General features: G+C 59.5%; 15 protein-coding genes. 5 read left to right on the top strand and 10 right to left on the bottom strand.

The window, feature by feature from the left end; genetic code table 11:
* Position 1 precedes the first annotated feature (1 nt).
* The 6 genes from AC3WWR_RS05805 to AC3WWR_RS05780 are packed head-to-tail and all read right to left on the bottom strand — an operon-like array spanning position 2 to position 4,966.
* Entirely contained in the window at positions 2-499 is a 498-nt protein-coding gene (locus AC3WWR_RS05805) for a DUF2878 domain-containing protein (protein WP_151141350.1), read from the bottom strand.
* Between the two features lie 2 nt (positions 500-501).
* The gene (locus AC3WWR_RS05800) at positions 502-1,767 is read right to left on the bottom strand and encodes an SAM-dependent methyltransferase (protein ID WP_151141352.1); all 1,266 of its coding nucleotides are present in this window, start codon (positions 1,765-1,767) and stop codon (positions 502-504) included.
* A complete protein-coding gene (locus AC3WWR_RS05795) occupies positions 1,754-2,545 on the bottom strand; it encodes a DUF1365 domain-containing protein (RefSeq protein ID WP_168757598.1) in 792 nt (263 codons plus the stop codon). Before AC3WWR_RS05795 ends, AC3WWR_RS05800 begins: the two co-directional genes overlap by 14 nt.
* Positions 2,542-3,789: an NAD(P)/FAD-dependent oxidoreductase gene (locus AC3WWR_RS05790; RefSeq protein ID WP_020800147.1), complete on the bottom strand. Its 1,248-nt coding sequence runs from the start codon at positions 3,787-3,789 to the stop codon at positions 2,542-2,544. The genes AC3WWR_RS05795 and AC3WWR_RS05790 overlap by 4 nt, the downstream gene beginning before the upstream one ends.
* The gene (locus tag AC3WWR_RS05785; protein ID WP_492598556.1) at positions 3,786-4,547 is read right to left on the bottom strand and encodes an SDR family NAD(P)-dependent oxidoreductase; all 762 of its coding nucleotides are present in this window, start codon (positions 4,545-4,547) and stop codon (positions 3,786-3,788) included. The genes AC3WWR_RS05790 and AC3WWR_RS05785 overlap by 4 nt, the downstream gene beginning before the upstream one ends.
* Positions 4,544-4,966, bottom strand: a complete 423-nt coding sequence (locus AC3WWR_RS05780) for a nuclear transport factor 2 family protein (RefSeq protein WP_083348619.1) — start codon at positions 4,964-4,966, stop codon at positions 4,544-4,546. The genes AC3WWR_RS05785 and AC3WWR_RS05780 overlap by 4 nt, the downstream gene beginning before the upstream one ends.
* Positions 4,967-5,345: 379 nt before the next feature.
* Here AC3WWR_RS05780 and psrA point away from each other — a divergent pair, with 379 nt between their 5' ends.
* The 4 genes from psrA to phnX all read left to right on the top strand — a co-directional run bounded on the left by psrA (position 5,346) and on the right by phnX (position 9,757).
* Entirely contained in the window at positions 5,346-6,437 is a 1,092-nt protein-coding gene (psrA, locus tag AC3WWR_RS05775; protein ID WP_492598555.1) for an iron-containing alcohol dehydrogenase PsrA, read from the top strand.
* 183 nt (positions 6,438-6,620) lie between these two features.
* Entirely contained in the window at positions 6,621-7,916 is a 1,296-nt protein-coding gene (locus tag AC3WWR_RS05770) for an MFS transporter (protein ID WP_179054498.1), read from the top strand.
* 54 nt (positions 7,917-7,970) lie between these two features.
* Entirely contained in the window at positions 7,971-8,843 is an 873-nt protein-coding gene (locus AC3WWR_RS05765; protein WP_454866511.1) for a LysR substrate-binding domain-containing protein, read from the top strand.
* A gap of 86 nt (positions 8,844-8,929) precedes the next feature.
* The gene (gene phnX / locus AC3WWR_RS05760; RefSeq protein WP_454866512.1) at positions 8,930-9,757 is read left to right on the top strand and encodes a phosphonoacetaldehyde hydrolase; all 828 of its coding nucleotides are present in this window, start codon (positions 8,930-8,932) and stop codon (positions 9,755-9,757) included.
* Positions 9,758-9,840: 83 nt separating this feature from the next.
* On the opposite strand, the gene AC3WWR_RS05755 is transcribed toward phnX, so the two are convergent.
* Positions 9,841-10,785: a DMT family transporter gene (locus AC3WWR_RS05755; protein WP_050511612.1), complete on the bottom strand. Its 945-nt coding sequence runs from the start codon at positions 10,783-10,785 to the stop codon at positions 9,841-9,843.
* A 137-nt stretch (positions 10,786-10,922) separates the two neighbouring features.
* Here AC3WWR_RS05755 and AC3WWR_RS05750 point away from each other — a divergent pair, with 137 nt between their 5' ends.
* Positions 10,923-11,810 (top strand): LysR substrate-binding domain-containing protein, encoded by an 888-nt coding sequence (locus AC3WWR_RS05750; protein ID WP_237749993.1) that lies wholly within the window; start codon positions 10,923-10,925, stop codon positions 11,808-11,810.
* 12 nt (positions 11,811-11,822) lie between these two features.
* Here the strand turns inward: AC3WWR_RS05750 and AC3WWR_RS05745 are convergent, their stop codons facing one another.
* The 3 genes from AC3WWR_RS05745 to AC3WWR_RS05735 all read right to left on the bottom strand — a co-directional run bounded on the left by AC3WWR_RS05745 (position 11,823) and on the right by AC3WWR_RS05735 (position 13,988).
* Positions 11,823-12,059 carry an alpha/beta hydrolase family protein gene (locus AC3WWR_RS05745; protein ID WP_225441889.1) on the bottom strand — a complete coding sequence of 79 codons (237 nt, stop codon included), beginning with the start codon at positions 12,057-12,059 and terminating at the stop codon, positions 11,823-11,825.
* 61 nt (positions 12,060-12,120) lie between these two features.
* Positions 12,121-13,143 (bottom strand): transketolase family protein, encoded by a 1,023-nt coding sequence (locus AC3WWR_RS05740; protein WP_033042811.1) that lies wholly within the window; start codon positions 13,141-13,143, stop codon positions 12,121-12,123.
* Positions 13,140-13,988 (bottom strand): transketolase, encoded by an 849-nt coding sequence (locus AC3WWR_RS05735; protein ID WP_033042810.1) that lies wholly within the window; start codon positions 13,986-13,988, stop codon positions 13,140-13,142. Before AC3WWR_RS05735 ends, AC3WWR_RS05740 begins: the two co-directional genes overlap by 4 nt.
* Positions 13,989-14,005: the final 17 nt, after the last annotated feature.

The following is a 14,005-nucleotide window of genomic DNA, read 5'->3' as shown; positions in this document are numbered from 1 at the left end:
GTCAACGAGCAGGCTGTCCGGCCAGCCAGTGCAATGCCGGCATCAACATCGCCCAAATCAAAGCGAGTATGAGAATGCTGGGCCAGGTACCCAGCGGCAGACCAACATCAGCCAACCTGGCACCTCCCCAGTAAGAGAGAGGCCCGCCAATAGCCCCTAGCAGGCTGCCTATCCACCAAGGGCGCTTTGTCCAGCTCAGGCTGTGACGCAAAGTACTGGCGAAAAGTAGCCAGAGGATTGCCAGCCAGGGCGGCAAAATGAGTGTGGCACCGGGAAACTGGAATACCCCGAGATGCAATAGAGCACTGTCCAGGACCCAGCCGCAGGCTGACACCTTCAACAGATAACGCCACTCATCAGGGGTGTTTGCAATCCATAGCAGGTGTATCGCCAGGCAGGTCATTGCCAGCAGCAACAGCCACGGCCGTTGCGCACCCAGCACACAGGCGAACCAGCCGATCTGGAACAGTCCTGCGTTGAGCAACAACCGGCCTCGCACGTTCACGCCTCCAGGCCGAAAGGCTGCGGCCGTGCCCCGGGTTTGGCGAGTAAAAGGTGCGCGGTGCCGATGCTTCGTTCCAGGAAGCCGCCCTCGCAGTAGCACAGGTAAAACTCCCACAGGCGGAAAAACGCCTCGTCATAGCCTAACGCTTCCAGGTTGTGCCGGCTGCGTCGCAGGTTCTCGTGCCACAGGCGAAGGGTGCGTGCGTAGTGAAGCCCGAAGTCCTCCATGTGATGAAGGTTCAGGTCGGTGTCGCGACTGATGGTGTGCAGCATGGTGCTCACCGAAGGCAAGGCGCCACCCGGGAAGATGTAGCGCTGGATGAAGTCGACGGTTTTTTTCGCCTGCTCGTAGCGCTGGTCTCGAATGGTGATGGCCTGCAATAGCATAAGCCCGTGTTCCTTGAGCAGGTGCGCGCACTGTTTGAAGTAAGTGGGCAGGAAGCGGTGGCCGACGGCCTCGATCATCTCGATCGACACCAGCTTGTCGTATTGACCCGTCAGGTCACGGTAGTCCTGCAGCAACAGGGTGATGCGGCCTTGCAGGCACTGCTCTTCGATCAGGCGCTGGGTGTAGGCAAACTGCTCACGCGACAGCGTGGTGGTGGTGACCTTGCAGCCGTATCGGGTGGCCGCATAAATGGCCATGCCGCCCCAACCTGTGCCGATTTCCAGCAGGTGGTCGCTGGGTTTGAGATCGAGCTTTTGGCAGATGCGCTCCAGCTTGTACATTTGAGCTTGTTCAAGGCTATCGCTGCTGGACCGGAACATGGCTGCCGAATACATCATGCTGGGGTCCAGCAGGTGTTCAAACAACGCGTTGCCCAGGTCGTAATGCGCAGAAATGTTGCGTTGCGAGCCTTGGCGTGTGTTGCGGTTGAGCCAGTGCAACGCTTTTGCCAGGGGACGGCGTAGACGTGCCAGGCCGCGCTCCATTCCATCCAGTACGTCGAGGTTGGCAACGAATACGCGAATCACGGCCGTCAGGTCGGGGCTGCTCCAGTAACCGTGGATATAGGCCTCGCCGGCGCCAATTGAGCCATTCACCGCCACCATTGGCCAGAGCGCCGCATTATGCACTTCTATCTCGCCATGCGGTGCCGCGCCAGGCTGGCCGAAGCTCAGTGGCTCACCGTCGACGATGATGACCAAATGTCCGTGGCGCAGGTGCGCCAGTTGATGCAAGACGCCTTTTTTCAATACACGGGCGCCTATCCCGTTGGCAGCAGAGCCACACGTCATTGGGGTCAGGCTAGGATTCGTCATGGCGAGACTCCAGGTTTGCGGTGCGGTATTCACCGGCGGCGGGTTGATGGGAAACCAGGGGCAGACGCTTGAGCAGCAGGCGCAGAGCCTGCGAGTAAATGCCGAGCAGGGTCTTGGCGGTCATCCAGGGAAAGTCCAGAAGGTGGCGATGCAGGCTTTGGCGCGTCAGTTCGACGCGCTCCAGACCCAGGCCGGCTTCAAATATTTTTTGCTCACCCTGCCAATCCTGCATGTTCACGTGCAGCGTTTGGCCGGGAGCGGAAAACCGCATGCGGTACTCCAGGTCACGAGGCAGGAAGGGCGAGACGTGAAAGCTCTTGGCGACCCTGTGGCATGACTCACCGGTTGCATGGGTCGGCAGCACATAGTGGTAACGCTCTCGCCAAGGGGTATTGCTGACTTCGCAGAGAATGGCGGCCAGGCTGCCGTCGGATTCGAAGCAGTAAAACAGGCTGACCGGATTAAAGGACAGCCCCCAGCTACGGGGCTGGGTGAGCAGACAGATGCGTCCCTGCGGCGCGTGACCAAGGGCCTGTTCCACGCGCTGGCGCACTGCATCGCTCAGGCTCATACCCTGGCGCGTTGCAAGCGGCAGGTAGTCAGTTTCGCGGAAGGCGAAGGCGGCCCAGCGCGAATGTCCGGCGAACCAGGATAAGGCCAGCACCTGCGATTGTTCCGCCAGATCGAGGTAGAGCATACCCATGCGGTAGCGAAACCCATGGGTGCGCGGCAGCAGCCGTCGGTGGCTGACCCAGCCGCGGTACAGTGCACTGTTCACAGTTTTTCTCCGAAAGCGCTCGCCACGCGCAAGGCGCTTACCACGCCGTCCTCGTGGAAACCGTTGGCCCAGTAGGCGCCGCAGTAGTAGCTGAACTGGGGCCCCTGTAATTCTTGCCAACGCGCTTGTGCGGTCATGCCTGCCTGGCTGTATTGCGGATGGGCGTAGCGGAAGCGGTCGAGGATTTTGCCGGGGTCGATGGCTGCGGTCTGGTTCAGGCTGACGCAAAAGGTGGTGTCGCTCGAAAGCCCCTGGAGGATATTCATGTTGTAGGTAACAGCTGCCAGGTGCTGGGCTGAGCCGCCGAGGCGGTAGTTCCAGCTCGCCCATGCTCGGCGACGGTTGGGCAGCAGGCGGGTGTCGCTGTGCAGCACCACATCGTTTTCGGCGTAATGCAGTGCACCGAGTATCTCTCGCTCGGCTCGGCTGGGAGCGGCCAACAGGCGTAGCGCCTGGTCGCTGTGACAGGCGAACACAACGTTGTCAAAACGCTTGCTTCCTGTCGCACAGTGCAGGGTGACGCCGCCCAGGTCACGTTCCACGCGATACACCGGGCAGTTAAGGTGGATACGCTCGACAAAACCGGCACTCAACGCCGTTACGTAACGGCGCGAACCGCCGCTGACCACACGCCATTGCGGCCGGTGGGTGACGGACAAGAGGCCGTGATTTTTACAAAAGCGTACGAAGAACTGCAGCGGAAAACGCTGCATGTCGCCCAGTGACATCGACCAGATCGCCGACCCCATAGGGACGATGTAATGTTCGATAAAACGCTGGCCGTAGCCGTTTTCCCGCAGGTAGGCGCCCAGCGTGGTGTCGGCAGTGATGCGCTGTTCTTCCAGATCACGTGGGGCTTGGCGGTTGAAACGCAAGATCTCGCGCAACATGCCCCAGAAGCCAGGTGAAAGCAGATTGCTTCGCTGGGCAAACACTTGGTTGAGGTTGCCGCCGTTGTATTCAATGCCGGTGTGCGGGTCCTGGACCGAAAAGCTCATCTCGGTGGGTTGCGAAGCCACGCCGAGTTGATCCAGCAGACGGATGAAGTTGGGATAGGTCCAGTCGTTGAAGACGATAAAACCCGTATCGATGGCATGGCGTTCGCCCTTTACTTCAACGTCGACCGTATGGCTATGGCCACCGATCCAGTCACTGGCTTCGAACACAGTGATGTCGTGTTTGCGGTTGAGCAGGTAGGCGCAGGTCAGGCCGGAAATACCGCTGCCGATGATGGCTATTTTCATGAAGACTCTTCTGTGACCGGACGCGCCATGCGTCTGCCCAGCGTCAGTTGCAGGCGTTGGGGCAATAACGCTAATGCGCGCAGAGCGGCAATGAATGGCCAGGGAAATGCAATGTCCAGGGGGCGTTTTTCCAGGCGGGTGGCGATGTAGGCGGCAGCTTTGCCGACCGGCCAACGCATCGGCATCGGGAAATCGTTTTTTTGCGTGAGTGGCGTATCGACGAAGCCCGGGCTGACGAGCGTGACGTCGATTCCTTCGTGAGCCAGGTCGATGCGTAAGGACCGAAACAGGTAGCGCATTGCCGCCTTTGAGGCGCCATACGCTTCGGCGCGCGGTAACGGCAGGTAGGTCACCGAACTGCACACGGCCACCAGATGCGGCCGCTGAGCCTTGCGCAACAGTGGTAGGGCGGCTTCCACGCAGTAGGCGGCGGAAAACAGATTGGCCCGCATCACGCGTTCAATCATGTCGGCTTCAAAGACGCCGGCGTCCACATACTCGCAGGTTCCAGCGTTGAGGATGACCTGATCCAGATGGCCCCAGACTTGCCCGATTCGCTCGCCCATGGCTTGAACCTGGCGTGGATCGGTCAGGTCGCCCGGCAGCAGAAGTACCTGCTGCGGATGACCCCTGTGTAATGTTTCCAGGGCCTTTGCATTGCGTGCGCTGACGGCCAGGAAATGGCCTTGGGTCAATAAAATTTCTGCCAGGGCGGCACCAATGCCGCTACTGGCTCCAGTGAGCCAGATGCGTTTCATGCCAATCGCCCCTTTAGCCAGCCAATCGCGGTTCCCATTAGAGGCAAGTGCTCATAGAGCAGAGCGCCTGCATCAAAGTAGTCGCAATGCTGATACACCTTCTTGTGCCAAAGCAGGTACGAACAGCCCACCACCTCTATGAGTTGGCCATGGCTCAAGCGGGGGTGGCGATAATGCAGGGTCCAGCGTAGATAACCGGCGCCGTCTTGCACCTGGTCATAGCCGTGGAAGGTGAAACCCAGCTCACTGACGTTGGCATACAGCTCAGTAAAATATTCTTCCAGCGCTGTCAGGCCCTGGATCTCATGGAGCGGATCACTGAAGCGTACGTCGTGACTGTACAGATGCTTGAGGTTGTGCAGATTGCTGCCGTCCAGCGCTGCAAATTCGCTGGCGAAACATCGCAAGAAATCAGCCACGTCGTGTCTCCATTGCAAGCAGGCATGGAATTTCCCCGGCCTCTTTTTCTTGTACAGGCGCATGAGGTTTGTATAGTTATTTGAAGAATAGGACGTTGCCTGTACAAGTCAACTTTTTTGTACAACTTTTCTGAGGATGGCGAGTCAGTGGGGTCCTGCGCATTCCCTGTTGGTCATGATCGATCAGGCGCAGCCAGGGGGGAGTTGGAGGGGAAGGGGAGCGATTTTCGTCAATCCATGAGCGCGTCAGGTCCCCGCTGGCAACGCTGATCGCTGGTATCGGCTGAGCCTATGCACACCTGCGAATTATCGATTTGTGCGGTTAACCTCGGGCCGTGAGTATGGCGCCACGTCTTACAACAACAAGTAGAGGACCGCCATGATCGCCCGATTCCATAATCCTGTTGATACTCGCCTGGGCTACAACAGCCTCGTAGAACTTGCCTCGATCACCGAAAACCAAAAAGTTGCCCTGGTGATCTTTCCCGAAGCGCGTGGGTTGGGACTGGTCGATCGCATTCAGGATTTGCTCGGCGAGCGGCTGATATACATCGTCGAAGATGTCCAGCCCAATCCCGATGTCGCTCAATTGCGTGGCACCTATGAGCGCTTCTGGCAGGAAGCGGGCGATTGTCAGACGGTCATCGCCGTTGGCGGAGGCAGCGCCATCGATACGGCCAAGGCATTGATCGTGGGGACGCAGTCGGGTCGCTTCGATGAACTGGTCGCCTTGCTGGCAACGGGCAAGCCCTTTGTTCCAGCCCACAGCAAAGCGCTGATTGCGGTTCCCACCACGGCAGGCACCGGCAGTGAGGTCACCCCATGGGCGACAATCTGGGATACCGAAGGACAGAAAAAATACTCGCTGCACCTGGATTGCACCTGGCCCAAAGTGGCGATCGTCGATCCCGGTCTGATGCTCACTGTTCCAGCGGGTGTCACGGTTTCAACCGGTCTGGACGCGTTGTCTCATGCGCTGGAGTCCATCTGGAACATCAACGCCAATCCGGTTTCGGACACCTTCGCGATCTCCGCGATCGAAGACATTCTTGAGTGCCTGCCGCTGTTGCGGCATGACCTGGGCAGCAAGGAACTGCGTTCACGCATGGCACTGGCCGCGCTCAAGGCCGGGCTGGCCTTTTCCAATACCAAGACGGCGTTGGCCCACTCGATTTCCTACCAAATGACGCTGCGCCACGGCCTGCCCCATGGCATCGCCTGCTCCTTCACCTTGCCCTTGGTCCTGGGCCTTGCTTGGGGACGTGACGAAGCGCGCGACAGGGTCTTGAAACGGGTGTTCGGCAAAGACCTCGACGAAGCGCAGGCACAGCTGCGCAATTTCCTCCACAGCCTCGATGTAAAGACCGAGTTTGCCGACTACGGCGTTACGCAAGAGGAAGCCCGGGAGATGATCGAGTTCGCACTGCAGGGCGCACGAGGCAAGAACTTCATCGGTGCACACGCCGCCTGACACGTGCCCCCCCCCTGTAGGAGCGAGCATGCTCCGGGCGGCGTTCCGACGATGGTCGTTAACGATAACGCTGGCAACCTGACACCCCGCGGCGCTCTCAGACTCATCGCGAGCATGCTCGCTCCTACAAAGGTGCGCCCTCCGATTCGCCTGGAGGGTACGAACAATAATAAGGAAAAGATCATGAATCGTGCCCAAGCTTTACCGAGTCTGGCAGTCTCCACGTCCTCGTTCCGAGTCGCGCAATGGCGCATGCTGTTGGCGGCGATGTTCTGCTACCTGTTTTTCTACACCGGTCGACAAACGTTCGGTTTCGCCATCCCGGGCATCCAGGCAGAGTTCGGTTTTACCAAGGAACATCTTGGCTGGGCATCGGCTGCCATGTTGTGGGCGTATGCCATCGGCCAGGCAATCAATGGCAATCTTGCCGACAAGTTCGGTGGGCGCCGCATCATGACGGCCGGTGCCGTGTTGTCGTGTGCAGCCAATTGGATCACCAGCTTCGCCGGTAGCTTCGCCGCGCTCATTTTACCCTGGGGCATCAACGGTTACTTTCAGGCATTAGGCTGGGCGCCAGGCAGTCGGCTGATCTCCAATTGGTGGAGTACCGGCGAGCGGGGCAAAGTCTATGGTTTTTACGTATTCGCTGCCGGTTGCGCCTCTGTCCTGTCCTACGTGACCTCAATCGTTGTGCTTGAAGTGCTGCAACTGGAGTGGCGCTGGATCTTCCGCCTGCCGGTTTTGCTGATGCTGGCAGGGGGCATCGTGTTTTACCTGGTGGCGCGAGAGCGACCGCAGGACATGGGCTTCGAGCCGCTTGCCGATACCGGTGTGGCCAATGCCGATGACAAGAATCACGAAGTCGCCCACGGCGAACTCGAAACCTCGGCGCAGCGCTACAAAGCGGTGCTGAAAAACTACCGCTTGATCATCGCTGCAATCTCCCTGGGGTTCCAGAATGCCGCTCGCTACGGTCTTATCGTCTGGGTGCCGGTGCACTTTCTGGGCGCCGACTGGAAAAGCGGCGACAGCCTGATCGATCCCAAGTGGATCACGGTTGCCTTGCCGGTGGGCATGGCCATCGGTGCGCTCAGCAATGGCTGGATCTCGGACAAACTGTTCGGTTCAAAACGCTACCTGGCGATCATGCTCTACATGTTCCTCGGCGCAGGCACCAGCCTGTGGATGTGGAGCCTTGCGCCTCACAGTGCCGTCGGCCTCGTGGCGTTGTTTCTCTGCGGGTTCTTTGTCTATGGTCCTGCGTCGAGTTTCTGGGCACTGTGCCCGGACCTGGTCGGCGCCAAGCGCGCGGGCACCGCGACCGGCATCATGAACTTCTCCTCCTACCTTTTCGCAGGCCTGGCGGAACCGCTGATCGGCAGTATGCTCGACAGTACCGGCAACACGTCGTTGATCTTCATCGTGGTCACGTCTGCCTGCCTGTGCAGCGCAGCGGTCGCCTTGTTCATCAGGCGTTGATAGCTGTTTACACCGGTATGAATCAGGGCCGCGGCCCGGGAACAGGATCTTTTCATGTATCAGTACCACAAGTGGCTGCGTTCCTTTCATGCGGTGGCCAAGACCGGCAGTTTCACCCTGGCCGCCGAGTACCTGAGCGTTGGGCAACCGACAGTCAGTGAGCAGGTCACGGCGCTGGAAAAGAAGTTTTCCGTGGAGCTCTTTCATCGACGCGGACGCATCGTGGAAATGAGCTCGGCGGGACACAAACTGTATGCCATCACCCAGGGGCTTTTTGGCCAAGAGGACGAAGCCGTGCAACTTCTACAGAGTTTCAAGCAACGTAAAACCGGGATGTTGCGCCTGGGTGCCGTCTCGCCGCCCATTGCAATGAACCTGACGTACGAGTTGATGCAGCGGCATCCGGACATTGAGTTGGAAACATCATTCTCGCCGGAAAAAGAGACCCTGAACCGCCTGTTCAATTTCGACATCGACGTGGCCATCCTGGCGCTGTCCGAATTCGACAAGCGTTTTGATACGCAGCTCTATCGGCGTTATCCCATCATTGCCGTCGTGCGCGACGATCACCCCTGGGCTGCGCAGAAGGCGGTGCACGTTGAACAGATCAGCGACGAGAAGTGGGTCCTTCGGGAAAAAAGCTCCCGCACTCGCCAACTGGTGGAGGAGTGCTGCGATCGCCTCGATGTCGACCTGAACTGCGTCATGCAATTGAACAGCCGCGAAGCCATCGTTCACGCCATCGCCAAGGGAATCGGCATTGGTTTCGTATCGGCTGTCGAATACGCCGAAACGCCGGGAACAAAGCCCATTACCTTTGTCGATCATCCGTTTTTCATTGATTACCACCTGTGTTGCCTGGGTATTCGCAGAAACCGGCCGATGATCGCCGAGCTGTTCGATTCCAGTCCGATCCCGGCCACCTGATCGCCTGATCCGTATCAAGCCTCAATAACCTTACCTCCCGGCGACAGGAGGGACGGGCATCCCTTAGCCAAAAATGGAGACTCACCATGCATTACCAACAACCTTCCCAATTGCAAGCCGTGGTTCTGGACTGGGCGGGCACTGTCGTGGATTTCGGTTCCTTCGCACCGACGCAGATTTTCGTCGAGGCCTTTGCCGAGTTTGGCGTCGCGGTGTCCCTGCAAGAAGCCCGCGGGCCGATGGGCATGGGCAAGTGGGACCACATCCGCACGCTGTGCAACGAGCCGCAGATCGCCGCGCGCTACCACGCCGTGTTCGGCCGGTTGCCAACCGACGATGATGTCACCGCACTCTACGAGCGTTTCATGCCGCTGCAGATCGAGAAAATCGCCCTGCATTCGGCGTTGATTCCCGGTGCACTCGAGACCATCAACGGCCTGCGCGACAAGGGCCTGAAAATCGGCTCCTGCTCCGGCTACCCGGGGGTGGTCATGGAAAAAGTCGTGGAGCTGGCGCGCCAGAACGGCTATGTCACCGACCACGTAGTGGCCACCGACGAAGTGCCCAACGGACGCCCGCACCCGGCGCAAGCGCTGGCCAACGTCATTGCCCTGGGGGTCAGTGACGTTGCCGCTTGCGTCAAAGTCGATGACACCTGGCCGGGCATTCTCGAAGGCCGAAGCGCGGGCATGTGGACGGTGGCGCTGACCTGCTCCGGCAATGCATTGGGCCTGACCTATGACCAATACAAAAACCTGTCAGCCGAAGAACTGAGCGAAGCGCGATCACGCATTACCCGGATGTTCGAAGGTTCGCGCCCGCACTACCTGATCGACACCATCGTCGATTTGCCGGCGGTCATTGAAGACATCAACGCTCGCCTTGCGCGCGGCGAGGTACCTCAATGCTGCTGATGGTTTTTTGAGTGTTATCGCTACCGGCCTGTTTTGGCGCAACAGGGCAGGCGGGTAGCGTCTGTGGGATTCGCCAGCAGCGGCTACGGCTCGGCATGTTTCACCGGGACCACGCGGTGACGCTTCGCCGCCCAGACCACACCCCCCACCAGCAACACGATCGAGATCACTTCCATCAGGCCAGGCACCCGCTGGCTGAACAGAAAACCGTAGACACAGGCAAACAGCGTTTCGAACACGATCATCTGGCCGCTCAGCGACGTGGCCATTCGACGCGAGCAGGCATTCCATAGCCCATTGGCAAGCCACGAACCACACAGTGCCAGGAACAGGCAGACCCACAGCAAAGCCATCCAGCGACTGCTTTCAACCTGAGCGGGGACCAGGTTCGGGAATAACATCAAGGCGGCGATGCCGAACACGACCGCCACGATACCCGTCACGATGCCCACCAGCGTCGACCATTCGCTGCTGTTGAAATGGCTCTGCTTGAGATAGCGGGCATTGTGGGTGGCGTACCACGACCAGCAGACGACAGCGCTGAAGCCACAGGCCAGGCCGAGTAAACGGGAAGACAGCGAAGTACTCGCCGCCGGCGCGCCTGAGTGTTCCAGGCTCACCGATACGATGCCCAGGAATACCAGCAACAAAGGCAGCTTGAGCTTTGACAGGGGCAGGGACCCTGGATCACCACGCCCCAGGAAGGTAATGGCAACCGGCATCATGCCATTAATCAGGGCGGCCGCCGTCACCCCGCTCAGTTGTACGGAAGCACCCAACAGGGCGTAGTTCAGGACGTTGCCAGTCAATGACAAACGCAACAGCATAAACACATCGTTGCGCGTCAATCGGGCGAGCAGGCTTGATGCAATTGGCAAAGCCAGCAGAAGCGAGATCAGCCCATAGAGGGAAAACCGCACACTGCTGATCAGCACGGCATTGAATTCGGGCAGCAACGAAGGGCCGATAATCACCCCACCCCAGATGGCGCCTGCCAATATCGCAAATACGATCCCACTGTTCATCATCTCGGCTCTGACAGGCTGTTTAGCGGCATTCTAGCCATGGTATATAAGCGCCACCTGCGATAAATATTCGGCCACCCATTCCGCAGGGGAATGTCGGGTCGCAGTCGTCAGCCAGGAGAATCCTCATCAACCGTTATTTGCGTACCTTGCCCCCACTGGAGACCCTGATCACGTTCGAGGCCGTGGGACGGCACAAAAGCTTCACCGGTGCCGCTGGCGAACTGTTCCTGACCCAGAGCGCCGTGAGCAAACAGATGCGCCAGCTCGAGGACGGCATGGGCGTGGCGCTGTTCGAGCGCAAGCCACGGGGTGTCGCGTTGACCGGCGCAGGCGAGGAGCTTCTGATGACGGTCAACATGCTGCTCGCCACGATGTACCAGAGCGTCACGCGTATTCGCAATGTCCATCAGTCCAACGCCGTCTCGGTGCTGGCGACCCATGCCCTGGCCCAGTTCTGGTTGTTTCCCAAGTTGATCGAATTCAACAAGGCGTACCCCGACATCGCCGTGCACGTTCACGCGATCAACGAGTTCGACGAGGCCAGCCTCAATGATTTCGACGTGGGCATTCTCTACGGTTCTGGCCAATGGCCCTCGCTGGACAGCGATTTCCTGCTGCCGGAAATCGTCTATGCCGTGGCGCATCCTTCACTGGATGTCTCGGGAATCAAGACGCTGGAACACTTGGCGCAAGCCAACCTGGTGCAGATCGACACCTGCGCCTGGCAATGCCTGGACTGGCGCCAGTGGTTCGGCCACTTTGGCATCGACTACGTGGCGCGGGACAAAGCCCCGGTCTTCAACCAGTTGACATTGGCCTATCGTGCCGTCCAGCAAGGCATGGGTATTGGCCTTGCATGGACGTTCATGGCGGATGAGGCGCTGGCCAAGGGCGAATTGCAGCGGGTTACGCCGTTCGAATGTGTGACCGGCAATGGCGAATTCCTGGTGTCGCTCAAGCATCGCAAGCGCTCTGCCTCTGCCGAGATTTTTCGCCAGTGGCTCCTTGGCTCGCTGGGCGACTGAGCAAGGTACGGCTCAAGGCACCTTGAAGAATTCTTTCAGTGAACGAAGGATATCGAGATGGGATTGCGCAATGATGCGTCCTGGATTCTGGTCGAACATATGCGGGGCACCCGGATAGACGTGAAGCTCTACAGCGACGCCTGCGCGCGACAATCTCCGGATGGTCGGCAGCGTATCGAGCGACCATGGGTCCGTGCCAGGGTTCAGGAAGCTGTGGAAGTCTGGATCAAGCAGTTCATGTGGCTTCAAGGTTCCCCTCCCTTCGCATCGAGCTCAATGGCACCTGTTTCCAGGTGCCGGGTCCTCGCTGTCAAAGCCAGGCTTTGATTTGAGTACAAACGGCTTGAGTCGAAATACCGTAGCGATCATGCAGCGTCGGCAAGGCGCCGGCATCGAGGAACGCGTCGGGCAAGGCGATCTGCCTGAAGGTGGGCGTCACCCCGTTGCGCAGCAGCACCCCGGCAACGGCCTCGCCGAGCCCACCGATAATGGAGCTGTTTTCTGCAGTCACGACAAGGCGACCGGGCTTTCTGGCTTCGGCAAGAATGGTTTGCTCATCCAATGGTTTGATCGTCGGCACATGCAGCACAGCGACATCGACGCCGTCCGCCTGCAGCTCCTTGGCCGCTTCCAGTGCGCGCATCGTCATCAAGCCGGTGGAGATGACCAGCACATCGTTACCGGTGCGCAGGGTCTTGGCTTTGCCGATCTCGAACGTGTAGCCGTACTCGTCCAGCACCAACGGCACATTGCCGCGCAACAGGCGCATGTAGACCGGCCCTTGATGCGCGGCGATGGCGGGTACGGCCTGTTCGATTTCCAGGGCGTCGCACGGGTCGACGATCATCAGGTTGGGCATGGCGCGGAAGATGGCCAGGTCGTCCGTGGCCTGGTGGCTTGGGCCGTAGCCGGTGGTGAGGCCGGGCAGGCCGCAGACAATCTTGACGTTGAGGTTTTCCTCGGCAATGGCCATGCAGATGAAGTCATAGGCACGGCGCGAAGCGAACACCGCGTAGGTGGTGGCGAACGGCACGAAGCCTTCGCGGGCCATACCGGCAGCCGCGCTCATCAGTAATTGTTCGGCCATGCCCATCTGATAGAACCGGTCGGGATGTGCCTTGGCGAAGATGTGCAGGTCGGTGTACTTGGACAGGTCGGCGGACAGCCCGACGATGTCCGAACGCTGATCCGCCAGGGCGGCCAATGCATGACCAAACGGCGCTGATCTGGTGGCTTGGCCCTCCGAGGCAATCGAGGCGATCATCGCAGAAGTCGTCAGGCGCTTCTTGGCAGGCGTAGCCGTGGAAGTCGGAGTGTTGGCTGCGGTGCTCATTGGTTGTTTCCTTCTTCAAGGTTGCTCAGTGCCAGATCCCATTCGTGTTCTTCCACGCGGATGAAGTGAGTCTTTTCCCGGGTTTCGAGGAAAGGCACGCCTTTGCCCATTCTGGTGTCGCAGATGATCACCCGAGGTTGCGCGCCAGGGTGGTTGCGCGCGGCATCGAAGGCCGTGACCAGTGCCTCCAGATCATTGCCATCGACGCGCTGGGTGAACCAGCCAAACGCCTGCCAACGATCGACGATGGGTTCGAACGAAAGGATTTCACTGGAGTAGCCGTCGGCCTGCTGGTTGTTGACGTCGACAATGGCGATCAGGTTGTCGAGCTTCCAGTGCGACGCCGACATCACCGCTTCCCAGGTCGAGCCTTCATTCAGTTCGCCGTCCGACAGCAGGTTGTAGACGAAGGCTGTGGAGCCTTTGCGCTTGAGGCCCAGACAGGCACCGACGGCGATACCCAGGCCCTGGCCGAGCGATCCACCGGTGATCTCCATTCCCGGGGTGTAGGCGGCCATGCCCGACATCGGCAGGCGGCTGTCATCGGCGCCGTAGGTTTCCAGTTCGTCCAGCGGGATGATCTCGGCTTCGATCAAGGCGGCGTACAGCGCAATGGCGTAGTGACCGATCGACAGGTAGAAGCGATCGCGGGCTTCCCATTCCGGGTCTTCGGGCCGGAAGCTCAGGGCGTGGAAGTAGGAGACGGCTAGCAGGTCGGCGGCGCCGAGGGCCTGGCCGACGTAGCCTTGGCCCTGGACCTGACCCATGCGCAAGGCATGGCGGCGAATGTTGTGGGCGCGTTGCGCCAGCGTCGTGGATGACGTGAATGCAGGATGAGCAGTCATGGTGAAACTCCAATGAA

Source organism: Pseudomonas sp. EB271-G4-1 (assembly GCF_058791355.1).
The sequence above is the reverse complement of the archived record's forward strand: the minus strand, read 5'-3'. Positions and strand labels throughout refer to the sequence as shown.

Coding starts and splice junctions, on each gene's coding strand:
- AC3WWR_RS05800 (WP_151141352.1), bottom strand. CDS start 1,767: ATGACGAATCCTAGCCTGACCCCAATGACGTGTGGCTCTGCTGCCAAC.
- AC3WWR_RS05790 (WP_020800147.1), bottom strand. CDS start 3,789: ATGAAAATAGCCATCATCGGCAGCGGTATTTCCGGCCTGACCTGCGCC.
- AC3WWR_RS05785 (WP_492598556.1), bottom strand. CDS start 4,547: ATGAAACGCATCTGGCTCACTGGAGCCAGTAGCGGCATTGGTGCCGCC.
- psrA (WP_492598555.1), top strand. CDS start 5,346: ATGATCGCCCGATTCCATAATCCTGTTGATACTCGCCTGGGCTACAAC.
- AC3WWR_RS05770 (WP_179054498.1), top strand. CDS start 6,621: ATGAATCGTGCCCAAGCTTTACCGAGTCTGGCAGTCTCCACGTCCTCG.
- AC3WWR_RS05765 (WP_454866511.1), top strand. CDS start 7,971: ATGTATCAGTACCACAAGTGGCTGCGTTCCTTTCATGCGGTGGCCAAG.
- phnX (WP_454866512.1), top strand. CDS start 8,930: ATGCATTACCAACAACCTTCCCAATTGCAAGCCGTGGTTCTGGACTGG.
- AC3WWR_RS05755 (WP_050511612.1), bottom strand. CDS start 10,785: ATGATGAACAGTGGGATCGTATTTGCGATATTGGCAGGCGCCATCTGG.
- AC3WWR_RS05740 (WP_033042811.1), bottom strand. CDS start 13,143: ATGAGCACCGCAGCCAACACTCCGACTTCCACGGCTACGCCTGCCAAG.
- AC3WWR_RS05735 (WP_033042810.1), bottom strand. CDS start 13,988: ATGACTGCTCATCCTGCATTCACGTCATCCACGACGCTGGCGCAACGC.